The 22,244-nt window shown below is 62.1% G+C and carries 19 protein-coding genes; 13 read left to right on the top strand and 6 right to left on the bottom strand.

What is annotated here, in order from left to right; translation table 11 throughout:
- The first annotated feature begins 53 nt into the window (after nucleotides 1-53).
- Nucleotides 54-929, top strand: coding sequence for a zinc ABC transporter substrate-binding protein (locus LT40_RS15710; RefSeq protein WP_420329696.1), 876 nt, complete (start codon nucleotides 54-56; stop codon nucleotides 927-929).
- A 16-nt stretch (nucleotides 930-945) separates the two neighbouring features.
- On the opposite strand, the gene LT40_RS15705 is transcribed toward LT40_RS15710, so the two are convergent.
- Together LT40_RS15705 and LT40_RS15700 are read right to left on the bottom strand one after the other, a co-directional pair.
- Nucleotides 946-1,896: a homoserine kinase gene (locus tag LT40_RS15705; protein WP_043193743.1), complete on the bottom strand. Its 951-nt coding sequence runs from the start codon at nucleotides 1,894-1,896 to the stop codon at nucleotides 946-948.
- Nucleotides 1,897-1,960: 64 nt separating this feature from the next.
- Nucleotides 1,961-2,248, bottom strand: a complete 288-nt coding sequence (locus tag LT40_RS15700; RefSeq protein WP_043191924.1) for a DUF2782 domain-containing protein — start codon at nucleotides 2,246-2,248, stop codon at nucleotides 1,961-1,963.
- A gap of 104 nt (nucleotides 2,249-2,352) precedes the next feature.
- Between LT40_RS15700 and polA the strand changes: the two genes are divergently transcribed.
- Entirely contained in the window at nucleotides 2,353-5,118 is a 2,766-nt protein-coding gene (gene polA, locus LT40_RS15695) for a DNA polymerase I (protein WP_043191922.1), read from the top strand.
- Between the two features lie 362 nt (nucleotides 5,119-5,480).
- Here polA and yihA read toward each other — a convergent pair whose 3' ends face one another.
- Nucleotides 5,481-6,119 (bottom strand): ribosome biogenesis GTP-binding protein YihA/YsxC, encoded by a 639-nt coding sequence (gene yihA, locus LT40_RS15690; protein ID WP_043191920.1) that lies wholly within the window; start codon nucleotides 6,117-6,119, stop codon nucleotides 5,481-5,483.
- Nucleotides 6,120-6,297: 178 nt separating this feature from the next.
- On the opposite strand from yihA, the gene LT40_RS15685 reads away from it, so the two are divergent.
- The 5 genes from LT40_RS15685 (at nucleotide 6,298) to LT40_RS15665 (ending at nucleotide 12,447) form a co-directional block, all read left to right on the top strand.
- A complete protein-coding gene (locus LT40_RS15685; protein WP_043191917.1) occupies nucleotides 6,298-6,906 on the top strand; it encodes a c-type cytochrome in 609 nt (202 codons plus the stop codon).
- Between the two features lie 240 nt (nucleotides 6,907-7,146).
- Complete coding sequence (locus tag LT40_RS15680; protein ID WP_043191915.1) at nucleotides 7,147-7,782, top strand: thiol:disulfide interchange protein DsbA/DsbL; 636 nt, start codon at nucleotides 7,147-7,149, stop codon at nucleotides 7,780-7,782.
- An 83-nt stretch (nucleotides 7,783-7,865) separates the two neighbouring features.
- On the top strand, nucleotides 7,866-9,845 hold the full coding sequence (locus LT40_RS15675; protein WP_043191913.1) for a diguanylate cyclase: 1,980 nt from the start codon (nucleotides 7,866-7,868) through the stop codon (nucleotides 9,843-9,845).
- Nucleotides 9,846-9,965: 120 nt separating this feature from the next.
- A complete protein-coding gene (locus tag LT40_RS15670; RefSeq protein ID WP_043191911.1) occupies nucleotides 9,966-10,739 on the top strand; it encodes an N-acetylmuramoyl-L-alanine amidase in 774 nt (257 codons plus the stop codon).
- Between the two features lie 88 nt (nucleotides 10,740-10,827).
- Nucleotides 10,828-12,447: an EAL domain-containing protein gene (locus LT40_RS15665; protein ID WP_043191910.1), complete on the top strand. Its 1,620-nt coding sequence runs from the start codon at nucleotides 10,828-10,830 to the stop codon at nucleotides 12,445-12,447.
- A 41-nt stretch (nucleotides 12,448-12,488) separates the two neighbouring features.
- On the opposite strand, the gene LT40_RS15660 is transcribed toward LT40_RS15665, so the two are convergent.
- Nucleotides 12,489-14,276, bottom strand: coding sequence for a KinB sensor domain-containing domain (locus LT40_RS15660; RefSeq protein ID WP_043191908.1), 1,788 nt, complete (start codon nucleotides 14,274-14,276; stop codon nucleotides 12,489-12,491).
- Nucleotides 14,273-15,619: a sigma-54-dependent response regulator transcription factor AlgB gene (algB, locus tag LT40_RS15655; protein ID WP_043191905.1), complete on the bottom strand. Its 1,347-nt coding sequence runs from the start codon at nucleotides 15,617-15,619 to the stop codon at nucleotides 14,273-14,275. Before algB ends, LT40_RS15660 begins: the two co-directional genes overlap by 4 nt.
- 210 nt (nucleotides 15,620-15,829) lie before the next feature.
- On the opposite strand from algB, the gene LT40_RS15650 reads away from it, so the two are divergent.
- From LT40_RS15650 to LT40_RS15625, 6 genes are all read left to right on the top strand, one after another.
- Complete coding sequence (locus LT40_RS15650; RefSeq protein WP_043191903.1) at nucleotides 15,830-16,675, top strand: BON domain-containing protein; 846 nt, start codon at nucleotides 15,830-15,832, stop codon at nucleotides 16,673-16,675.
- Between the two features lie 182 nt (nucleotides 16,676-16,857).
- Entirely contained in the window at nucleotides 16,858-17,142 is a 285-nt protein-coding gene (locus LT40_RS15645) for a hypothetical protein (RefSeq protein WP_043191901.1), read from the top strand.
- Between the two features lie 60 nt (nucleotides 17,143-17,202).
- Nucleotides 17,203-17,367 (top strand): DUF1328 domain-containing protein, encoded by a 165-nt coding sequence (locus LT40_RS21360; protein ID WP_043191899.1) that lies wholly within the window; start codon nucleotides 17,203-17,205, stop codon nucleotides 17,365-17,367.
- A 2-nt stretch (nucleotides 17,368-17,369) separates the two neighbouring features.
- Nucleotides 17,370-17,840, top strand: coding sequence for an inhibitor of vertebrate lysozyme family protein (locus tag LT40_RS15635; RefSeq protein WP_043191897.1), 471 nt, complete (start codon nucleotides 17,370-17,372; stop codon nucleotides 17,838-17,840).
- A gap of 654 nt (nucleotides 17,841-18,494) precedes the next feature.
- Nucleotides 18,495-19,808 (top strand): glutamate/aspartate:proton symporter GltP, encoded by a 1,314-nt coding sequence (gene gltP, locus LT40_RS15630; RefSeq protein ID WP_043191895.1) that lies wholly within the window; start codon nucleotides 18,495-18,497, stop codon nucleotides 19,806-19,808.
- Between the two features lie 153 nt (nucleotides 19,809-19,961).
- A complete protein-coding gene (locus LT40_RS15625) occupies nucleotides 19,962-21,203 on the top strand; it encodes a nucleoside recognition domain-containing protein (RefSeq protein WP_043191893.1) in 1,242 nt (413 codons plus the stop codon).
- On the opposite strand, the gene LT40_RS15620 is transcribed toward LT40_RS15625, so the two are convergent.
- On the bottom strand, nucleotides 21,173-22,213 hold the full coding sequence (locus LT40_RS15620; protein ID WP_043193742.1) for a DUF5924 family protein: 1,041 nt from the start codon (nucleotides 22,211-22,213) through the stop codon (nucleotides 21,173-21,175). The genes LT40_RS15625 and LT40_RS15620 overlap by 31 nt on opposite strands.
- Nucleotides 22,214-22,244 lie beyond the last annotated feature (31 nt).

Raw genomic sequence — 22,244 nt, 5'->3', positions numbered from 1 at the left:
TGTCCATTGTGGTTCGTATTTTTGCTCTTTCCATCGGTTTGCTCGCCGCGTTCATGACCGCCCTGCCGGCACAGGCCCAGGTGCGTGTACTGACCAGCATCAAACCGGTGCAATTGATCGCAGCCGCTGTACAGGACGGTGTTGGCCAGCCTGAAGTACTGCTGCCGCCCGGCGCCTCACCGCATCATTACGCGCTGCGGCCATCGGACGTGCGCCGGGTTGCCGATGCCGATCTGCTGTACTGGATCGGCCCGGACATGGAAGGCTTTCTGCCACGTGTGCTGCAGACCCGCCAGAAGCCGACGGTGACGATTCAGGAGCTGCCGGGGCTGCACTTGCGTCACTTTGCCGAAGACAGTCATTCCCATGCCGAGGAAGCATCGGACCACGATCACGACCATCGACCAGGCACGCTGGACGCCCACCTGTGGCTTTCCACCGTCAATGCCCGGGTGATCGCCACGCGCATGGCCGCCGACCTGTCCGCGGCCGATCCGGCCAATGCGCCCCGCTACCAGTCCAACCTGACGGCGTTCACCCAACGCCTGCAGGCACTGGACATGCGCCTGACAGCGCGGGTCGCGGGTATCAAGGGCAAGCCGTATTTCGTCTTCCACGAAGCCTTCGACTATTTCGAGGAGGCCTACGGCCTGAAGCATACAGGGGTGTTTGCCGTCGCCGCCGAAGTGCAACCGGGCGCGCAGCACGTTGCCTCAATGCGCCAGCGGCTGCAGGAAGTGGGCAAGACGTGTGTGTTCAGCGAGCCGCCGATGCGCCCCAAACTGGCGCAAACCCTGACCGCCGGCCTGCCAGTGACCCTGGCCGAACTGGACGCCCTGGGCGGTTTCGACGAGGCCACAGCGACCGGTTATGAGACCCTGCTCGACAACCTGGCCGACAACCTCGCCGGCTGCCTGGAAAAGCTTTGACACTTCATCTCAAGCCCTAAAAAGCAAACGGCAACGCCACCCCAACCTTCTGCCGCAACCCCAAGCGATCCTGAAACTCCTTGGGGTCGTGAATCAACACGTCCATCCCGGCAAACGACTGCGCTGCGATCAGGCGTGACAGCCAGAAGCGCACACAGGCCACGCGCAACATCAGCGGCCAGAGCTGCGCTTCGGCTGCGGTGAACGGCCGCAGCGCCGCATAGGCACCCAGCAACGCCCGCGCCCGTGGCGCATCCAGCGCACCCTGCTCGTCCGAGCACCAGTCGTTCACGGTGATCGCCAGGTCGTAGAGCATCGGCCCCGAGCAGGCATTGTAGAAGTCGATCACGCCGGTCAGGTGCGTGCCTTCGAACATCACGTTGTCACGGAACAGATCGCCGTGCAGGTTGGCCTGCGGCAGCGCCAGGATCTGCGCGTGATGCGCCTGGATCTCGGCCAGGGCTGGACGCAGCAATGCGGCAGCCGCCGCGTCGAGGCCGGTGACCAGCTTCTCACCCTCCTCCAACATCCAGTCCAGGCCACGGTCGGTCCGACGTACCAGCGGTGCGTCCAGGGTCGCCGTGTGAATGTGCCCCAGCAGCTCGCCCACCTGCACGCAGTGCTGGTTGTTCGGCGCCTGCACGTGGCGGCCGTCCAGACGCGGTTGCAACAGGGCCGGCTTGCCGGCGAGGGTGCGCAGCGCTACCCCGTCGGTGGTGCGCAGTGCATAGGGCACCGACAGCTGCGCATCGTGCAGCACGTCGAGCAGCTCGATGAAGAACGGCAAATCCTGGGACGGCCCGCGCTCGACCAGCGTCAGTACGTATTCACCCTGCTCCAGGCTGATGAAGAAGTTGCTGTTCTCGGTACCCGCGGCAATCCCCTGGAAGTCGCGCAGACGGCCAAGGCCATAGGGGGCCAGAAAGGTTTCGAGCTCGGCGCGGGTCAAGGGTGTAAACACAGACATGTCGTAGATTTGCCCATACTGGCGCCGCAAGGGGCAGCGCCCGGTTGAATTGAAAATTACAGCCTCACCACTCGAAGATCTTCCAGGCCGGGATCAACATGTCCGGCTGGTCGGAGCGGATGAAATTGTCATCGGTGCCATCGGCGCGCACCAGGAAGTACGGCTTGCCGTGCTTCGGGGTGATCTTGATGGCGTACAGGAAGCCGTTCTGGCGGTACTCCTGGATGGTCTTGTCGCCGTCCTGGCGAATGGTCACGTCCGGATCGGCCGAAGGCGCGTCGTCCGCAGCCTGGGTCATCAGCGGGCTGCCGAGCAGCAGAGTCGCAAGCAACAGGCGTTTTACGTTGCGCATGATAACCTTGTCCCTTTGTTGTCACAGATGTTGTTGACACGGTTCTTGTTGTCATAGCTCGGGGCATTCTAACGCCGGGCTCGCCGAAAAGGTTGATTCTGCTCATGAGCAAAGCTCCTCTCGTCCTGGTGGACGGTTCTTCCTACTTGTACCGCGCATTCCACGCATTGCCGCCGCTGGCCACCTCCAAGGGCATGCCCACAGGTGCCGTGAAGGGCGTGCTGAACATGCTCAAAAGCCTGCGTCGGCAGTATCCGGACAGCCCTTTCGCAGTGGTCTTCGACGCCAAGGGCGGGACTTTTCGCGACGCCCTGTACGGCGACTACAAGGCCAATCGGCCGAGCATGCCCGACGACCTGCGGGTGCAGGTCGAGCCGCTGCACGCGGCGGTCCGCGCGCTGGGCTATCCGTTGCTGTGCGTGGACAATGTCGAGGCGGACGACGTGATCGGCACCCTGGCCCGCAGCAGCGCGGCCGCCGACCGGCCGGTGGTCATTTCCACTGGTGACAAGGACATGGCGCAGCTGGTCGATGGCCACATCACGCTGGTCAACACCATGACCGGCAGCGTGCTGGACATCCCCGGGGTCAAGGAGAAATTTGGCGTCGGCCCCGAGCACATCATCGACTTCCTGGCTTTGATGGGCGACAAGGTCGACAACATTCCCGGTGTTCCAGGCGTGGGCGAGAAAACCGCCCAGGGCCTGCTGACCGGCATCGGTGGCGGCCTCAAGGAACTCTACGAGAACCTCGACAAGGTCCCGGCCCTGGCCATTCGCGGTGCCAAGTCATTGCCAGCCAAGCTGGAAGAGCATCGGGCGATGGCCTTCCTGTCGTACGAACTGGCGACCATCAAGATCGACGTGCCGCTGGACGTCGAAGTCGATCAACTGATGTGCAGCGAACCGGATCGTGACGCGCTGGTGGAAATCTACACTGAGCTGGAATTCCGCAGCTGGATCGAAGACGTCGAGCGCGACGCCCGCCGCGCTGGCGAGGAGCTGGCCCCGGTGCAGGAGCCGGTGGCCGCCATTGAAGTGCGCTACGAGACGATCCTCGACCAGGCCCGCTTCGATGTGTGGCTGGAGAAGCTCGAACAGGCCAGCCTGTTCGCCTTCGACACCGAGACCACCGGCCTGGACGCACAGCGCGCGCAGCTGGTGGGCATCTCCTTCGCGGTTGAGCCCCATGAAGCGGCCTACATTCCGCTGACCCATTCCTACATGGGCGTGCCCGAGCAGCTCGACCGCGACACCGTACTGCTGGCGCTCAAGCCGCTGCTCGAAGACCCGCGCAAGCTCAAGGTCGGGCAGCACGCCAAGTACGACATGAACATCCTGGCCAACTGTGCCATTGGCGGTGTGCAGGAAAACGGCATCGAGGTTCGCGGCGTGGCCTTCGACACGATGCTCGAATCCTACGTGCTCGACTCCACCGCGACGCGGCACGACATGGACAGCCTGGCCTTCAAGTACCTGAACCACACCACCATCAAGTTCGCCGACATCGCCGGCAAGGGCGCCAAGCAGCTGACCTTCGACCAGATCGCCCTGGAGCAGGCTGGCCCCTACGCCGCCGAAGACGCCGACATCACCCTGCGCCTGCACCAGCTGTTCCAGGCCAAGCTGGACGCCGTCCCCAGCCTGATGCCGGTGCTGCAAGACATCGAAATGCCGCTGGTCCCGGTGCTGGCGCGTATCGAGCGCCAGGGCGCACTGGTCGATGCCAAGCTGCTGGGTATCCAGAGCGTGGAGCTGGGCGAAAAGATGGTCGCTCTGGAGCGCGAAGCATTCGAGATCGCCGGTGAGGAATTCAATCTGGGTTCGCCCAAACAGTTGGGTGTGATCCTGTACGAGAAGCTCGGCCTGCCGATCATCTCCAAGACGGCCAAGGGCCAGGCTTCCACAGCCGAAGCGGTGCTCGCCGAATTGGCCGAGCAGGATTACCCGCTGCCCAAGGTGCTGATGCAGTACCGCTCGATGAGCAAGCTCAAGAGCACCTACACCGACCGCCTGCCCGAGCAGATCAACCCGCGCACCGGGCGCATCCATACCTCGTACCATCAGGCGGTCGCCGCCACCGGGCGCCTGTCGTCCAGTGATCCGAACCTGCAGAACATCCCGATTCGCACTGCCGAAGGCCGACGCATCCGTCAGGCGTTCATCGCCGCGCCCGGGTATCGCCTGCTGGCTGCCGACTACTCGCAGATCGAGCTGCGCATCATGGCCCACCTGGCCAAGGACGAAGGCCTGCTGCATGCCTTCCAGAACGATCTGGATGTGCACCGGGCCACGGCGGCCGAAGTGTTCGGTGTCGAGCTGGCCCAGGTCACTACCGACCAGCGGCGCAGCGCCAAGGCGATCAACTTCGGTCTGATCTACGGCATGAGCGCGTTCGGCCTGGCCAAGCAGATCGGTGTCGACCGCAAGCAATCGCAGGCCTACATCGATCGCTACTTCGCCCAGTACCCCGGCGTGCTCGAGTACATGGAGCGCACCCGCGCCCAGGCCGCCGAGCAGGGCTTCGTCGAGACCTTGTTCGGCCGTCGTCTGTATGTGCCGGACATCAATGCGAAGAACCCGGCCCTGCGTCGGGGTGCCGAACGCACCGCGATCAACGCCCCGATGCAGGGTACGGCGGCGGACATCATCAAGCGCGCCATGGTCGCCGTGGATACCTGGCTGGCCGACAGCGGGCTGGATGCGCGGGTCATCCTGCAAGTGCACGATGAACTGGTGCTGGAAGTGCGTGAAGACCTGGTCGAGCAGATCGGCACTGAGATTCGTCCGCATATGAGCGGCGCTGCGCAGCTCGACGTACCCCTGCTGGTGGAAGTGGGCGTGGGTTCGAACTGGGACGAGGCGCACTGATTCGACACCGTGTCGGCCGCTCCTACAGACCTGTTTCCCGTAGGAGCGGTCAGTGGCCGCGAACAGACCTGTTTCTCGTAGGAGCGGTCAGTGGCCGCGAACAGACCCGGCCTAATGCCAGCAATCATGAAACCCTGAACTTCACATGAAACCAACGAGTTATCGCAAATAGTTTGCATCTGCGAAGGAACTCCCCCGGCCATTCCCAGTCAGATATCGGGATTGGCTAGTGAAGCCTTTCGATGCTCCTATGTTGTGTTAAGTGTTGGCAGATATCCGGACCCTCAGCGGTTCGGACCTTGAGCCCCAGACTTCCCCCTCCCCATACGAAGTCCGGGGTTTTTTTTGCCTGGATTTTCTGTTCAGGCCTCGGCGCTGTCCTTGTCCGGCAGCTCCATCCAGCGCGCAAGCACCGTGTAGGCGTCTTCCAGGCCCAGGCGCTTGGGCGCGGAGAACAACTGGATGCTGACGGCGTCACCCCAACCCTTGCGGATCTCGGCCTGAACCTTGAGCAGGGTATTCTTGGCCGCACCGTAGGTCAGCTTGTCGGCCTTGGTCAGCAGGATGTGCATAGGCATGTGGCTGGCCACCGACCAGTCCAGCATCAACAGGTCGAAGTCGGTCATCGGATGGCGGATGTCCATCATCAGAATCAGCCCCTTGAGGCTTTCCCGGCTGCCCAGATACGCTTCCAGGTGGCGCTGCCAGTGCTGCTTGAGCGGGATCGGCACCTTGGCGTAGCCATAGCCGGGCAAGTCGACCAGGCGGCGTTCTTCGTCCAGGTTGAAGAAGTTGAGCAGTTGTGTGCGCCCTGGGGTTTTCGACGTGCGCGCCAGGCTGGCGTGGGTCAGGGTGTTCAAGGCGCTGGACTTGCCGGCGTTGGAACGGCCGGCGAACGCGACTTCGAACCCTTCGTCGTCGGGGCACTGGTCGACCTTGGCGGCACTGAGCGAAAAGGTAGCCTGTTGGCACAGGCCCAGGATCGGGTTTTTGAGTTGCATGTGATTTCCGGTAGAGGCAGGGCCCGATGCAGGGGCCGCAAGAACGATGCAGCGAAGTATATAGGGCTGGGCAATATGTGGGTGATTTTGCCGGCAATGGCGTGCGTACAGGCATAATGCGCCCGGGCCTGCCGTACGCTGCGTCAGCCTGCGAACCTAACCCTGATGGGATCCGTCGATGAGCGCGATACGTGTGATGGGCCTGCTCTGCGCCCTGTTGGCCAGCGGCGCGACGAGTGCGGCCGGCCTGGTTGGCGACAGCGCCCGAGGGCAGCCGCTGACGACCCTCTGCGCAGCGTGCCACGGTCCGAATGGCAACAGCCTGGTGCCGATCTTTCCGACGCTGGCCGGCCAGGGCGAGCGCTACCTGAACCAGCAGTTGCTGGACATCCGAGAGGACCGCCGCGTAGTCCCGGAGATGGCCGGCATGCTGACCGAGCTCGGCGATCAGGATCTGCTCGATATCGCCACCTGGTACGCCAGCCAGAAGCCGACCCCTGGCGAAGCCCAGGCCGCCGCGCCGCGGCGTGGTCAGGACCTCTATCGTGGAGGCGATCTTGCTCTGGGGCTGCCCGCCTGCAGCGGTTGCCATAGCCCGGACGGCGCCGGCGCTGCGCTGGCCGGCTTTCCCCGGCTGGGCGGGCAGCACGCACCCTACCTCATCAAGCGCTTGACCGATTTCCGTCAGGGTGACGACGCTGCGGCGCCGATCATGCATCGGATTGCGGCCAAACTGAACGACGACGACATCGCGGCCCTGGCCGCCTATATCCAGGCACTGCGTTGATATCCAGGCACTGCGCCAATGCCGACCCTGGCCGGGTCGAGCGTGAGCCACGCGCCCGCCATCCGCAGGCTGCTTACGCCTGGTTACATCTATTGCGCGATGAAATTAGCGTCAAGGCCCTCGCCGCCTACCCTTTTTTGACATCACTGCCGTTACACTAGCCACCTCGATCAGGCAGGTCTGGTGCCGTCACCGATCCGTCCCCTGTATGAAAATGTACGAACTGCTCAGGAGTCACGCATGCGTAATCTGATTTTCGGCGCCTTCCTCGTTGTCGCCAGTGCCATGGGCGTCACCGCTCAGGCGGCGGATGTGCCGCTGGAAGCCGGCAAGACCTACGTTCAACTGAACAGCCCCGTTGCCGTGGCCGAGCCCGGCAAGATCGAAGTCGTCGAAATGTTCTGGTACGGCTGCCCACACTGCTACGCGTTCGAACCGACCATCAACCCTTGGGTCGAGAAGCTGCCGGCCGACGTCAATTTCGTCCGCATTCCCGCCATGTTCGGCGGCCCATGGGATGCCCACGGCCAGCTGTTCCTGACCCTGGAAGCCATGGGCGTGGAGCACGAGGTCCACAACGCGGTGTTCAACGCCATCCAGAAGGAACACAAGCCCCTGGTGAAGCCTGAAGACATGGCTGATTTCCTCGTCACCCAGGGTGTGGACAAGGAAAAATTCCTGCAGACCTTCAACTCGTTCGCCATCAAGGGTCAGATTGCCAAAGCCAAGGAATTGGCCAAGAAGTATGAAATCTCCGGCGTCCCAACCATGATCGTCAACGGCAAGTACCGCTTCGATCTGGGTACCGCCGGTGGTCCTGAGCAGACGCTGAACGTGGCCGATCAGCTGATCGCCAAGGAACGCGCTGCCAAGTAGGCGGCGCCCCCCGCGATACGACGTTTTCGCAGCGCGCCCATCGCGGGTAGGTGTGAGCTGCAGGTCAACGAGCAGCCCTTGCCATGAGCGACGACACCCAGCGCTGGAAAGAGAAATACCTGCACAGCATCGACCAGCAGGAAAAACTCGAGCGGCGCTGGAACGCTCGTCTCGACCTGCTGCGCCGTGGCCTGGTGCGCAGCAGCCTGGCGGCTGAAGGCAGCGATCGAGCCGTGGACGAGTGCATGAAGGAAATGCGCGAAGTGCTGCGTGGCGACGACATGGATGCCCGTCTGGCGGCGCTGATCCCGCGGCTGGAAATCGCCGTCCTCGAATCCGAAAAGCGTCGGCAGTCCCGTGTCCAGCAAGTGGGCAGTGCCCTGGGGGCGCTGGTGACCCAGTTGCAGTCGCTGCCGCTGCCGCGCGACATCAGCAAGCCGTTGAAAAAGCTCGCCCATGGCCTGGAGGAACGCGCAGGTCAAGCGCGCGAGATGCCCTTGCTGCTCAGCGAACTGAGCGGTTTGCAGGAACAGGCGCTCAATACCCTGGACCGTCCGCTGCGAGCGCAGCGCGCAGGTTTGTTGCAGCGTTTGTTTGGCAGTCCCGAGCCTGGCGACCCTAGCCCCATTCAGCCTGAGCAGTCCGCGCAGCCTGTGCAGCCACAAGATGTGCCGCCGGTGCCAAGCGTGGCTGCGCAACCTGCCGCTGCAGAATCGGACGTACATCCGGGTTCGCTGCCATTCGTCGCCGAGCCTGTTCCTGTTCCCGTTCCCGTTCCTGTGCCACACATTGAATCCGCTCCGATGCCGCCAGCGAGTAGCTCTGTCACCGTCGAGCCCGAACCCGAACCCGAACCCGAACCCGAACCCGAGCCTGCGGCCAGCGACGTCGATGCCTTGGCGTCGTCCTTCGTCGTCAAGACGTCCGAAGCGCCCACCGAAGCCGTGCAGGTGCTCGACAGCATCCCAACCGACGAGCACGCGTTCTACGCCTTGCCCGCCAGCCTGGAGCCGCCCTACAGCAGCGTCGCCAGCCATATCGAAACCACCCTGCTCGAGCTGCTCAGCGAGCTGACCCTGCCCGAGCGCTACATGGCCCAGGCCCAGGCCATGCATGCGCGCATCCAGCGCGGGCTGAACTGGTACGAGCTGTTGCCGGTACTGGATGAACTCGCCGTGTTGATGCTGGCCGTCAACGACGGCAGCCAGCAGGAGTTCGAACGCTACCTGCAGCAGCTCAACCAGCGTCTGGAAAACTTCCAGCGCCAGTTGCAGCTCACCCACGGCGACCATGCCGACTCGCGCAGCGCCGCCCTGGCCTTGGACGACGTGCTGCGCGAGCACGTCGACGGCCTGCAGACCAGCATGCGCGGCGCCGTCGATATCGATGGCCTCAAGCAGGTGCTGGAAGGCCGTCTGGAAAGGCTGCTGGCCAGCATGGAGCAGCACCGCGTGCAGCGCGAAGCACGCGAAGCGGAAATCGCCGCACGTCTGCAAGGCCTGGGCGAGCGCGTGACGAGCATGGAGCGTGAAGCGCTCGATTACCGCGACAAGCTCGAACAGCAGCGCAACAAGGCGTTGCTCGACCCGCTCACCGGCTTGCCCAATAGGGCCGCCTGGAGCGAGCGGCTGGCCCTTGAACATGGGCGCCTGCAACAAACCGGTGCTAGCCTGCTGCTGGCCATCCTGGATCTGGACCACTTCAAGTCGATCAACGACACCTATGGCCATCAGGCCGGCGATAAGGTCCTGAAAATCATCGCCAACGTCCTGCGCAAGGGGCTGCGTGGCGACGATTTCATCGCCCGCTTCGGTGGCGAGGAGTTCGCCCTGCTGATGCCAGGCAGCGACTTGAGCGGTGGCAGCCGCCTGCTCGAACGTCTGCGCGCTGCGGTGGAGCAATGTCCTTTCCATTTCAAGGGCGAGCGCGTCACCGTGACCCTGTCAGCCGGCGTGGCGGTGTTCAAGCCTGGAGAGAATGCCAGTCAGGTACTCAAGCGTGCGGATCAGGCGCTGTATCGCGCCAAGGAAGCCGGACGCAACCAGATCGAACAGGCTCCCTGAAGCGTCCTCGACCGTAACAGGCAACATTTGGCAACGTGGCGTCCCGCATGCCAGCTGAATCGGGACAACCCGCTAGGCTATGCTCACGCTCTTTTCCTACAACCTGCATATGGCATTCCTATGAAGTTGTTCCTTGTCGCCCTTTCCTTGCTGGTGCTGGCCGGTTGCTCCAATGGCTTGAGCATCGACCGCAGTTACCCCTCCGCGAACCAAGACAACCGCGTGCAGTTCGTGGTGCTGCACTACACCTCGGCGGATTTGCCGCGTTCGTTGCAGTTGCTGACCCACGGTGAAGTCAGCAGCCACTACCTGATCGGCGACGAGCCGGCCACCGTCTACCAGCTGGTGGACGAGAGCCGCCGCGCCTGGCATGCCGGCCAGAGCCAGTGGGACGGCCGCACCTGGCTCAACTCCAGCTCCATCGGCATCGAAATCGTCAACCCCGGTTACAAGGACACCCCCAGCGGTCGTGTCTGGTACCCCTACAGCGAGGCGCAGATCCAGGCCGTGATCGCGCTGCTCAAGGACATCGTTCAGCGCAACGGCATCGCCCCGCGCAACATCATCGGCCACAGCGACATTGCCCCACTGCGCAAGACCGATCCGGGGCCGATGTTTCCCTGGCAGCGCCTGGCCGAGCACGGCTTGGGCATCTGGCCCAATGCGCAGGCGGTAGCACGCAATCAGGCGCGGTTCCAGGTCAGCCCACCCAGCATCGCGTGGTATCAACAGCAACTGGCCCGATTGGGTTACGAAGTGGTCCAGAGCGGCGAGTTGGACGTCGCCACGCGGCATGTGATCGCAGCCTTCCAGATGCATTTCCGGCCGCAACGCTTCGACGGCGAGCCCGATGCGCAAAGCGCCGCGATCCTGCAGGCGCTCAACAGTCAGTAACCACGGATTTCACGTCGATAGGGCCGAAAGCGCGGGCCAATCGCCATCTTGTTGCTATACATTGATGCCCCCGACTGGATGATTCTCGATGGCCGCCGTTTTCCCCCAGCTCCGCAGTCTGCTGTACCGCCCCTGGGCGCTGGCCATGCTTGCCGCGCTGGCCAGCGCATTGTTGCTGTTCGCGGCCAGTTTCGCGCTGATCATGCATCAAGTTCAGCTCAGCGAACGGCAGCAGATGAATGCCAGCGGCGAACGCTTTCTGGTCCGCCTGGAGCAGGTCTTCGGTCAGTTGCGCGAGGGGGTCGATGCCTTGCAGGCGCAACCGGTGCGCCATTGCGGCCCGCAGATGATGGATGCCCTGGAGAAGATCGGTTTCGACAACCGCTTCGTTTTCGAAGCGGCGTTCATCGACGGCGCCCAGCGCTGCTCCAATCGCCGCGGCAAGGACGTCGCCAGCCTGGGCCGACCACCGGACATCCAGGGCTCCACCTACAGCTATTGGCTCAACACCACCACCCAGCGCAACGACAACTGGGCTGCATTGATGTTGGGGCGCGGGCCGTTCCGGGTATCGACGTCCCGAGGGCATCTGAGCGATGTGGTCGATCTGCCTGCCGGCGGCAGCCTGCTGGTGGTACTCGACCAGGGACGTCGGGCGATCCCGGTGCTTGGCTCCGAGCAGCCATGGCCGCCAGCGTCGGGCTGGCGTGCCGACGCGGTCGATGCCCTGCAGGTGACGTCGGACCGGCTGATCTACCGCATGTCGACCAAGTCCCCTGATTTCCAGCTGGTGCTGATCGCTCCACGCAGCAAGGAACTGCCCCTGTTCAACACCCCGCTGTGGCTATTGTTCCCCGTCAGCCTGGTAGTGGCCCTGTGCATTGGCTGGCTGGTATTGCAACTGATCACCCAGCGCCGCTCGATGGGCGGCGAGTTGCATGGCGCGTTGCGTCGCGGCGAACTGCAAGTGCTCTACCAGCCGATCTTCGATCTGAGCAATCGTCGCTGCGTCGGTGCCGAGGCGTTGGTGCGCTGGCGCCGCCCCGACGGCACGCTCACCAGTCCGGAGCTGTTCATTCCGTTAGCCGAGCACAGCGGGCAGATCCGCCAGATCACCGACTTCGTCCTGCAACAGTCGCTGGAGCAGCTCAGTCATCTGTTGCGGGCCAACCCGCACCTGTACATTTCGGTGAACCTGGCGGCATGTGATGTCACCGTGCCGCGCATCGGTGAGGTGGTGGCCCGGCTGCTGTCCATCTATCGAGTGGCGCCCGAACAGATCGCGTTCGAGGTCACCGAGCGGTCCCTGATCGACGTCGACGTGGCCCGTGAAAACCTCCAGGCTCTTCGCGACGTGGGCCACACGGTATTGATCGATGACTTCGGTACCGGTTACTGCAGCCTGGCCTACCTGCAGAGCTTGCCCGTGGACTGCCTGAAGATCGACAAGGCGTTCATCGACGCCCTGGGCGATGACGTCGAAAGCAGTGGCGTGGCGCCCCATATCATTCGCATGGCCCATGCCCTGGATCTGCGGGTGATCGCCGAAGGCATCGAGCACGAAGCCCAGGCGCTGCTGCTCGAGAGCGAGGGCGTCGACTATGGTCAGGGCTGGTTGTTCGCCCAGGCGTTGAATGCCCGCCAGTTCAAGGAACTGATCACCAAGGGCCGACGCCGTGCGGGTCGGCGCGCCGGTGACGAAGCCTGAGTGCACGCAGCACCCAGGCCGCCCAGCTGGATCGGCCGGGTCTAGACCGACAGGGTCATGTAGAACTGCGTGCCTTGCCCCGGTCTTGAATAAACACCCATGCGCCCACCGTGCAGCTGCACGATTTCCTTGCACAGGGCCAGGCCCAGACCAGCGCCGCCCTTCTTGCGTCCCACCTGGACGAAAGGCTCGAAGATCCGCCCTTGCTGACCATAGGCGATGCCCTCGCCGTTGTCTTCGACGCTGATGATCACCCGGTCGGCATGCCGACGGGCCTGTAAGCGGATATGGCCGTTTTCCGACGTGTGTCGCAGCGCATTTTCCAGCAAGTTGTCCAGGACTCGGTCCAGTTGCCCGGCATCCACGTGCAGGCGTGGCAGCCCTTCGGCCAGTTCGATGGTCAGCTCGATGCCCAGCTCATGGGCGCGGCTGGCGAAGCGCTCGTAGGCGCGCTGCAACAGATCATCCAGCGCACAAGGTGCCAGGACCAATTTCTGCAGACCATTCTGATAGCGCGAGAAGTTGAGCAGGTCGTTGATCAACTGCATCAAGCGCTGCATCTCTTCGTTCACCGTCATCAGCAGATCGGCCTCGCGGCTCTGCTCGGGGAAATGCACACGCTCCTGAAACAACCCGAAGGCCATGTGCATGCCTGTTACCGGCGTACGCAGCTCATGGGAGGCACGCAAGACGAACTCGCTGCGCACGCGGGCGAAGGCACGCTGTTCGGTCACATCGTGCAGCACCATGACTGCCCCAAGAATATTGCCTTGGGTATGGGTCACCGGAGTCAGGCTGTACGACAGCAGCCGCGTCTCGCCGTCGACCTCGAAGCTCAGGTCGTCCAGCGCGCGCTCCATGCTGCCGCCGCGCAGGATCAGATTCAGCTGCTCGTCCAGGTCCGGCCTGCCCAGTGCCTCGCCCAGACCCAAGCCCAGGCGATGGTCTTCCCAACCCAACTGGCGTTGTGCAACCGGGTTCAAGTGCTCCAGATGGCCTTGCCGGTCGATCATCAGCAGGCCGTCGTCGATGCTGTCCAGCACCGCCTGCAGACGCTGCTGGCCGGCGCGAAGCTCATCGACGTTGGTCGCCTGGTGCTGGCGCAGTGCGTGGGCCATGGTACCGAAACGGCTGGCCAGCCGGTTCAGTTCGGCCGCCGGAGAAACCGGCAGCTGCACATCGTAGTTGCCTTGACTGATGTCGTCCGCGGCCTTGGCCAAGGCTTCGATGGGCCCACCGAAGCGCCGCGCGATACCGTGCGCCGTGAAGTAACCGACGATCAGCACCGCCAGACCCACCAGCCCGAGCAAGCCCGACACCCACATCGCCCGTTGGTGGGACTCGTGCTCCAGCGCACTGATGCTTTCCAAGGTGCCCTTGTAGGAGTCGATCAGCCCCGTGCGCAGGGTATTGAATGCCTGGCTCAAGGGTGGGTTGTGACTCAACGGCAGGTGTTGCGAGGCCGTGGCGCGGTATTGCTCGACGAAAGCCTGGAAGTGCTCGGCAGACTGTAGAAACCCATAGTGGGCACTGTGGCTTTGTTCGTGCGCGATGCCCTCGTCGAGCAATGCCTTGAGCTGCCCCTGTGCCTGTTCGATGCCAGCAGCATCGGGCTGCGGGTCGAGCATCATGATCAGCTGATCACCCAGGTTCTGGCGCATCTTGAGCCCCAAATCCAGTGTGGTGAAATGGCTGCGCAGCATGCTCTCCTGCGAGGCAGCCATTTGCATCACGGTCACCAGACCCAGGACCAAACCCAGCAACGCGACGGTAATCAGCGCCGATATGCTGAGAAACAGTCGGGTATGCAGCTTCATGGCCAGCTTCATAGGTTGTACTGTTTGCGTTTGCGGTAAAGCGTCGACGCATCGATCCCCAGGGTCTTGGCGGCTTGATCCAGGGTGTCGCTGGTGGCCAGAACGGCGCCGATGTGAGCCTTTTCCAATTCGTCCAGGCTCAGCGCGGCACCGATGCGCGGTGCGTTGTTGGCAGGCTGCTCGGCCATGCCCAGATGGCTGACCTCGACGCGCTCCTGGGGACAGATGATGCTGGCCCGTTCGATCACGTTGCGCAGTTCGCGGATGTTACCCGGCCAGCGGTAGTTGAGCAGCGCCGCGCGGGCTTCCTCGCTGAAGCCACGCGCGGGCCGCGCGTATTCCTTGACGAAGCGCGCCAGAAAGCGGTCGGCCAGGGTAAGAATGTCTTCACTGCGCTCGCGCAGCGGTGGCAGGTGCAGGGTAATCACGTTCAGGCGATACAGCAGGTCCTCACGAAAACGACCTTCGCGGACCATGTCTTCGAGGTTGAGGTTGGTCGCCGCCAGGATGCGCACGTCGGCGCGCCGCGTTACCGGGTCACCGACCCGCTCGTATTCCTTGTCTTGGATGAAACGCAGCAACTTGGGTTGCAGAGTCAGGGGAAAGTCGCCGATCTCGTCAAGAAACAAGGTGCCGCCATCGGCTTGGTTGACTCGCCCAAGGGTGCTTTCACTGGCGCCGGTGAACGCGCCGCGGCTGTGGCCGAACAGCTCGCTTTCCATCAACTCGGCCGTCAGGGACGGACAATTGATGGTCACGCAGCTTTTCTTGGCGCGCTTGCTCCAGCCATGGATGGCCCGTGCCAGTTCGCCCTTGCCGGTACCTGATTCGCCCAGAATCAGGATGTTGGCGTCGGTGACCGCTACTTGGCGCGCGGTTTCCAGTACGACCATCATCGCCGGGCTGTGCGAGTCCAGACCGTCCTTGGGCTTGCGGACCTCGCCCTCGAGGGCTTCGAGCCGTGCCGACAACTGGCGTACTTCCAACTGCTTGGCGGTTGCCAGACGCAGTTGATCGGGGCTGCAGGGCTTGACCAGATAGTCAGCGGCCCCGGCCTGGATCGCATCAACCGCGGTGTCCACCGCCGAATGTGCGGTGACGATCACCACGCGCATCCACGGCGCCTGCACGCGCATCTGGGCCAACACGTCCAGGCCGTTGTCTTCGCCAAGGCGCAAGTCGAGGAAGCACAGGTCGAATACCTGGCGCTGCATCAGCGTATCTGCCTGATGGGCGCTATTGGCCGTCGCCACGCTGTAGCCCTCGTCTTCCAGGCAATAGCGAAAGGTACGCAGGATGGCGGACTCATCGTCGACCAGCAGAATGCGGCCCTTATGCTCCGTGCCAGATTCCATGTTCCTACGCTCCTCAGAGAAATTTCTTGGTTAGTCCCGGAAAAATCGGGCAGCTTGCATGGTCAATTCTGATTGATTCGGCAGGCTGCATGGTAGCTATTAGCTCATTACATTTCTAACTGTATGAAATGTCTGAGCTTTTAGCAGGAAAAAAGTTTGGCATGTGCCTTGCGCTACCGATGGTTTGTCTTGAATCGGAGGAGCACACGAATGCACGGTATAAAACGACTCACCCTGGCGAGCGTTATCGCAGGTCTGGTAGGCCTGTCTTCACTGGCCACGGCGGCCACTCCCGGCAGTCTCGAGCAGCAACTGCAAGCGGCGCGTCAGGAGGGCTCGATCTGGACAGCATTGGCCTTGAATCGCCAACTCAACGGCTTCGAGTTCGGCGTGGAGGTCAATGACGGCACAGCTATCCTGACCGGCGCCGTGGAGGATGAGGTCGATCGCGAGCTCGCCGAGCAAGTGGCACTCAACACTCAAGGCATCGGCAAGGTCGATAACCGTCTGACCGTGAATCCGGAACTGGTCGAGCACGTCAATCAGCGACAGCAGTTCGCCCAGCACCTCGAAGACGCCACCCTCACGGCAATCATCAAGTCCAAGTTGCTGTGGAACACCAGTACGCAAGCACTGGACATCGTGGTCACCACTGCCGACGGTGTCGTTACGCTCAAGGGCCAAGCACAGACCGCGGATGCCAAGCAGCTCGCTGGCACACTGGCCACCAATACTGATGGCGTTTATCAAGTGAACAACCTCATCAGCCTGGGTGCAGCGGATACGGCAACCACCCGCGCTGAAACCCAGGCCAAGAAAACCGAGGAGGCCTTGAGCGATACGTGGGTCACCAGCAAGATCAAGGCGAGCCTGCTGCTGAATCGCGATCTGGACGGCCTGAGCATCGACGTCGAGACGCGCACCGGCATGGTGACGCTCAAAGGCGATGTCTCCAGTTCCGAGCAAAAAACCCTTGCGGTAGAAGTGGCGCGCAACATTCGCGGCGTTCGTGGTGTGGACGCCGATCTGCTGAAAGTATCCAAGCCGATAATCTGATCGTGCAAATAGCCCGACCCATTGGATGTCCATCGTGCAGGTTGCTACCCAAAGCGTGATCGACTCTTAAATAAGCTTTTGATTTATAAGGAATTTATCAGATAAGAAGATTGGCATGCAGGCTGCAATATCTGTCTTGAGAACACATCTACAGTCGCTACTCAAGTGCAAGGAGCTTCCCCATGAACCGTCCCCAAGCTGCTCAAGCGTTCGCCCTGTCCCAATCGATGCGCCAAGCATTGTTTGTGGTGCTGGCTGCGCTCGTGACAATGCTGGCGGTTCAGCAGTATGCGAACTGGGCTTCCTCCCAGCAGCAGGAGCTTCTTCTGCCACCTCAGGAGCGTCTGGTGGACACCGCTCACCTCAATCCTGCCAGCGCTCATTGGGTGGGTCATCGCCAATCCGGAAACATCGAACGCGTACAAGCAAGTGAACCGGTTGAACACATTCGCAGTTGGGTGTTCTGAGGTACTGGTAACGCATTCGATCGACCGATCAAACACGACAAATCGTAAAGGAGATACACCATGCTGAGTTGGGCAGTCACATTCCTGATCATCGCCATCATCGCCGCCGTTCTGGGCTTCGGTGGTATCGCCGGCACCGCGGCAGGCATCGCCAAGATCCTGTTCGTAGTCTTCCTGGTATTGTTCGTGGTTTCGTTCATTTTCGGCCGTCGCGGTCGAGGCTGACCATGACCTGCATGACCTTCAAGGGTATGGCCATGGCGCTGTCGCTGTTTGGCAGCACCATGGCGGTGGCCGCCAACGACGGTCAGGCTCGAGTCAGCGGCCTTTTAGGCTCGAGCACCGAATACCGCGACACTTGGCAGTCAGTGGTCCAATCCGAGGAGCGTTTACCGGACTGGATCATCAACCTGTCAGGTCACTCGCCAGAACAGATGACTGCCGTCTCCGAAGACGGTGATAACTATCTGGCCGGTCCATTGTGTGAAACCGCCGAGAGCTGCAAGAGCGGACGCTTGTTGGTAGCCGTGAGTCTGGACAAGGAAGATGCCTACGCATTGTATGTCCAGGTACCCGCTGGCCTGCCTACGGACAAGTCACCTTCGCGTCACGCCACCTTTCGCTTTCTCGGAAAGCCTGATGAAGGCATGCAACAGATGCTCATGGAACAGTTGAAGAAAGATCCCAACTGGTATTGACCCCTCGTGGCGTTTTGCGTGGGTGCAGTCATGCATCATCGATCTACAGATTGGGCCAGGTTAACCCGGCCCGAATGCTCGGCACTCAGAAGGTGCCGATCATGACCAAGGGGTCGGGTTGTTCTGAATGCAGCTGGTTCGGAGTGACCTAGGGGTACAGGGAGGACCTCCGAACCGGGCCGGGTCAGGCAACAGCTGCTGCGCAAGCGGTGTACGATCATTACGTACCCCGGCTTGCGCAGAGCCTATCGATCGCGAAGCCTATTCATAGAGCTTCCCATACAGCTTCTACGCGTAGCATTGAGCTGCCTTCCATCTTGTTTCATCTTTTATGCACATTCCTATTCCCCTGTTCGGTTTCTCGAACACTTGAAGTCATTCCCCCCGTGTTGCCTGAGTAGAACCCCAGAATCGCTCGCCATGAGAGGTCGCCTATCCGAACGAAGACTTTCGGCTGGAAAACCCACTCAATTACATTATGCCGATCTTGCATAGGGTAGTCGTTTCCGGCATTAGACGCTGCCGCAACGCATCGGAATAGTTGCGCCTTTTTTCGTTCGCCAAAGCGCTTCGCTATGGGCGGCGAAGCCTCTACGGAGGGCTGCCTGGTTTTCGGGCGGCTCTCACGAGTTGACTTGGAAAAAGGGTAACGACATGAAGAAGGCAAAACTGAGCCTCGCTTGGCAGATACTCATCGGCCTGGTACTGGGCATCGCCTTGGGTGCATTGCTCAATCACTTCAGTGCCGAGAAGGCCTGGTGGATCAGCAACATCCTGCAGCCTGCAGGCGATATCTTCATCCGCCTGATCAAAATGATCGTGATCCCCATTGTGATCTCTTCGCTGATCGTAGGGATAGCCGGCGTAGGCGATGCGAAAAAGCTGGGTCGCATCGGCGTGAAGACCATCCTTTATTTCGAAGTGGTAACGACGATTGCCATCTTGGTCGGCCTGGGCCTGGCCAATCTGTTCCAGCCCGGGTTGGGTATCGACATGAGTACCCTGGGTACCGTGGACATTTCCCAGTATCAGAAAACCACGGTCGAAGTGCAGCATGACCATGCGTTCGTGGCCACCCTGCTCAACCTGATTCCCTCCAATGTGTTCGCCTCGATCGTGCGCGGCGACATGCTGCCGATCATCTTTTTCTCGGTGCTGTTCGGCCTGGGCCTGTCGAGCCTGCCGAGCGAGACCCGCGAGCCCTTGGTGAAAGTCTTCCAGGGCGTGTCGGAAACCATGTTCAAGGTCACCCACATGATCATGAACTACGCCCCTATCGGCGTCTTCGCGCTGATTGCCGTAACGGTCGCCAACTTCGGCTTCGCGTCGCTGCTGCCCCTGGCCAAGCTGGTGGTACTGGTCTACGTGGCGATCCTGTTCTTCGCCATCGTCGTGCTGGGCCTGATCGCACGCCTGTTCGGCTTCTCGGTCTTCAAGCTGTTCCGGATCTTCAAGGATGACCTGGTGCTGGCGTATTCCACCGCCAGTTCGGAAACCGTCCTGCCGCGGGTGATCGAGAAGATGGAAGCCTATGGCGCGCCGAAGGCCATCAGCAGCTTCGTGGTACCGACCGGGTACTCGTTCAACCTCGATGGCTCGACCCTTTATCAAAGCATTGCTGCGCTGTTCATTGCCCAGCTGTACGGCATCGACCTGTCGATCGGGCAACAATTGATGCTGGTGCTGACCTTGATGGTCACCTCCAAAGGGATTGCCGGGGTGCCAGGCGTGTCGTTCGTGGTGTTGCTGGCCACCTTGGGCAGCGTCGGCATTCCCCTCGAAGGCCTGGCCTTCATCGCCGGCGTCGACCGCATCATGGACATGGCCCGCACCGCGCTCAACGTGATCGGCAACGCCTTGGCCGTGCTGGTGATCTCGCGCTGGGAAGGCATGTACGACGACGCCAAGGGCGAGCGCTACTGGAACTCCCTGCCGCACTGGCGCAGCAAGGACCGCGTCGCCCCCTGACGCGGCTCGCGCCGCTGCTACATCACCCTGTAGCAGCGGTGCAAGCCGCGTCCGGCCTCACGCGAAAACCCTGACACACCACGCTGCCCTGCGGGGCAGAATCCAACCTCGCTTTGGGCTATCATCCGCGCATCTTCGAATGAGGGAATACCCATGCTGAACGGCCTGTGGCTCAGCTTCTTTCTGATCGCCGCGATCTCGGCCTTTGGCCAATGGCTGGTGGGGGGCAACGCCGGCATTTTCGCAGCCATGGTCGAAAGCCTGTTCGCCATGGCCAAGCTGTCGGTGGAAGTCATGGTCCTGTTGTTCGGTACCCTCACCCTCTGGCTGGGCTTCCTGAAGATCGCCGAAAAGGCCGGCATCGTCGATTGGCTGGCCAAGATCCTCGGGCCGTTGTTCAGCCGGCTGATGCCCGAGGTCCCGCGCGGGCATCCGGCCCTGGGTCTGATCACCATGAACTTCGCCGCCAACGGCCTTGGCCTGGACAACGCTGCGACGCCCATTGGCCTCAAGGCCATGCGCTCGCTGCAGGAACTCAACCCCAGCGCCACCACCGCGAGCAACGCGCAGATCCTCTTCCTGGTGCTCAACGCCTCGTCGCTGACCCTGCTGCCGGTGTCGATCTTCATGTACCGCGCCCAGCAAGGTGCCGTCGACCCGACCCTGGTGTTCCTGCCGATCCTGCTGGCCACCTCTGCCGGCACACTCGTCGGCCTGCTCGCAGTGGCGGTGATGCAGCGCCTGCGGCTCTGGGATCCAGTCGTGCTGGCCTACCTGATTCCCGGTGCGCTGCTGCTGGGCCTGTTCATGGCATTCCTGGGCACCCTGTCGGCTACCGCCCTGGCAGGGCTGTCGTCGATTCTGGGCAACCTCACCCTGTTCGGCTTGATCATCCTCTTTCTGGCCATCGGGGCGCTGCGCAAGGTGCAAGTCTACGAAGCATTCGTCGAGGGCGCCAAGGAAGGTTTCGACGTCGCCAAGAGCCTGCTGCCCTATCTGGTCGCCATGCTCTGTGCGGTCGGCGTGCTGCGCGCTTCCGGCGCTCTGGAGCTTGGCCTGGACGGCATTCGCCATCTGGTCCAATGGCTGGGCATGGACACCCGCTTCGTCGACGCCCTGCCAACCGCACTGGTCAAGCCGTTCTCCGGCAGTGCAGCACGGGCGATGCTGATCGAAACCATGCAGTCCCACGGCGTGGACAGCTTCGCAGCCTTGGTCGCGGCCACCATCCAGGGCAGTACCGAAACCACCTTCTATGTGCTGGCCGTGTATTTCGGCGCCGTAGGCATCCAGCGCGCTCGCCATGCCGTGGGCTGTGCGCTATTGGCGGACCTGGCCGGCGTGATTGCGGCCATTATCGTGTGCTACTGGTTCTTCGGCGCCACTGCCGCCTGAGTGGCATCGTCGGTTACCTTGAAGCGCAACACGCCGACGATCTGGCCATCTTCGGTCAGCACCCGCACCTGCCATCTCCCCGCGACGTCACCGGGGAAATTCTGCTTGTGGGTCCAGGCGCGGTAACCCTCCTTGCGCCCGCCGTGGATGTCCAGGGCGATGCGGTCGACTTCCTTACCGTTGTGCTGCCACACATGGTAGATACGTTCATCCAGCCCACGCGGCGCATTGATTGCGGTATAGGCATACAGGCCACTGCTGCGCATTTGCGCCGCGCTGACCGTCTCCAGGCTTTCACCGTGGGTGCGGCTGCGGTTGTCCAGTTCGATGGTCACCGCAACCTCGGTCAGCCATAGCGTGGCCGGCGGCACCCAGGAGCGCAGCAGCCAGCCCGCGCCGCCGATCATCAGCGTCGCCAGTACCAGCGCCACGCCCCGGCGCCAATTGTTGATCGGGATACTCACGGCGAGGCTTGGAAACGCCAGCAACATGGCCGTGGCCAGCGCCAGCTTGAAACTTTCATCGGTGGTCAGATGCAGGATGATCGGCAGCGCCGTGAGCAGCGCCGCGAACAGCGTAAAGGTATGCAACGCCATGAACAGCCAGCGTCTGGGCGCGACCCATTTGTAGTACAGCGGATCGATGATCGACACCAGTCCGGCCAGGGTCAGCAAGCCGGTGAACACCCACTGGCCGCTGTTCCACGTGGTGGTGATGTAGAAGAAAGGCAGAACGAAGAACAGGCTTTCCTGGTGGATCATCTGCGTGGCGTAGCGCAGCACCGGCGTCGGTATCTCACGCTTGAACACGCGTGTGAACAGCTGGGTGAAGGTGTTCTCCAGCATCAGCCAGACCCAGGTCAGCAGCATCCCCACGGCGATCCAACTGGCCAGCCCCGCTTGCCGATCGACCAGTACGAAGCTGCCGATCCCGGACAGGAAACCGCCCAGGGCGATCACTCCCGGGTAGCGTTTGATAAGGTCGATGAGGCGCTGAACGAAGTACGGCATGGTCTTCCACATGAAAAGGCAATCGAACGAC

This window comes from Pseudomonas rhizosphaerae, from assembly GCF_000761155.1.
GTDB classification, from domain to species: Bacteria; Pseudomonadota; Gammaproteobacteria; order Pseudomonadales; family Pseudomonadaceae; genus Aquipseudomonas; species Aquipseudomonas rhizosphaerae.
This window is presented reverse-complemented; position numbering and strand designations above follow the sequence as displayed.

What these genes read in the sequence shown, in the direction of transcription:
- polA (WP_043191922.1), top strand. Translation starts at nt 2,353, where the DNA reads ATGAGCAAAGCTCCTCTCGTCCTGGTGGACGGTTCTTCCTACTTGTAC.
- LT40_RS15710 (WP_420329696.1), top strand. Translation starts at nt 54, where the DNA reads ATGACCGCCCTGCCGGCACAGGCCCAGGTGCGTGTACTGACCAGCATC.
- LT40_RS15670 (WP_043191911.1), top strand. Translation starts at nt 9,966, where the DNA reads ATGAAGTTGTTCCTTGTCGCCCTTTCCTTGCTGGTGCTGGCCGGTTGC.
- gltP (WP_043191895.1), top strand. Translation starts at nt 18,495, where the DNA reads ATGAAGAAGGCAAAACTGAGCCTCGCTTGGCAGATACTCATCGGCCTG.
- LT40_RS15675 (WP_043191913.1), top strand. Translation starts at nt 7,866, where the DNA reads ATGAGCGACGACACCCAGCGCTGGAAAGAGAAATACCTGCACAGCATC.
- LT40_RS15705 (WP_043193743.1), bottom strand. Translation starts at nt 1,896, where the DNA reads ATGTCTGTGTTTACACCCTTGACCCGCGCCGAGCTCGAAACCTTTCTG.
- LT40_RS15620 (WP_043193742.1), bottom strand. Translation starts at nt 22,213, where the DNA reads ATGCCGTACTTCGTTCAGCGCCTCATCGACCTTATCAAACGCTACCCG.
- LT40_RS15685 (WP_043191917.1), top strand. Translation starts at nt 6,298, where the DNA reads ATGAGCGCGATACGTGTGATGGGCCTGCTCTGCGCCCTGTTGGCCAGC.
- LT40_RS15645 (WP_043191901.1), top strand. Translation starts at nt 16,858, where the DNA reads ATGAACCGTCCCCAAGCTGCTCAAGCGTTCGCCCTGTCCCAATCGATG.
- algB (WP_043191905.1), bottom strand. Translation starts at nt 15,619, where the DNA reads ATGGAATCTGGCACGGAGCATAAGGGCCGCATTCTGCTGGTCGACGAT.
- LT40_RS15650 (WP_043191903.1), top strand. Translation starts at nt 15,830, where the DNA reads ATGCACGGTATAAAACGACTCACCCTGGCGAGCGTTATCGCAGGTCTG.
- LT40_RS15660 (WP_043191908.1), bottom strand. Translation starts at nt 14,276, where the DNA reads ATGAAGCTGGCCATGAAGCTGCATACCCGACTGTTTCTCAGCATATCG.
- LT40_RS15635 (WP_043191897.1), top strand. Translation starts at nt 17,370, where the DNA reads ATGACCTGCATGACCTTCAAGGGTATGGCCATGGCGCTGTCGCTGTTT.
- LT40_RS15665 (WP_043191910.1), top strand. Translation starts at nt 10,828, where the DNA reads ATGGCCGCCGTTTTCCCCCAGCTCCGCAGTCTGCTGTACCGCCCCTGG.
- LT40_RS21360 (WP_043191899.1), top strand. Translation starts at nt 17,203, where the DNA reads ATGCTGAGTTGGGCAGTCACATTCCTGATCATCGCCATCATCGCCGCC.
- LT40_RS15625 (WP_043191893.1), top strand. Translation starts at nt 19,962, where the DNA reads ATGCTGAACGGCCTGTGGCTCAGCTTCTTTCTGATCGCCGCGATCTCG.
- LT40_RS15680 (WP_043191915.1), top strand. Translation starts at nt 7,147, where the DNA reads ATGCGTAATCTGATTTTCGGCGCCTTCCTCGTTGTCGCCAGTGCCATG.
- yihA (WP_043191920.1), bottom strand. Translation starts at nt 6,119, where the DNA reads ATGCAACTCAAAAACCCGATCCTGGGCCTGTGCCAACAGGCTACCTTT.
- LT40_RS15700 (WP_043191924.1), bottom strand. Translation starts at nt 2,248, where the DNA reads ATGCGCAACGTAAAACGCCTGTTGCTTGCGACTCTGCTGCTCGGCAGC.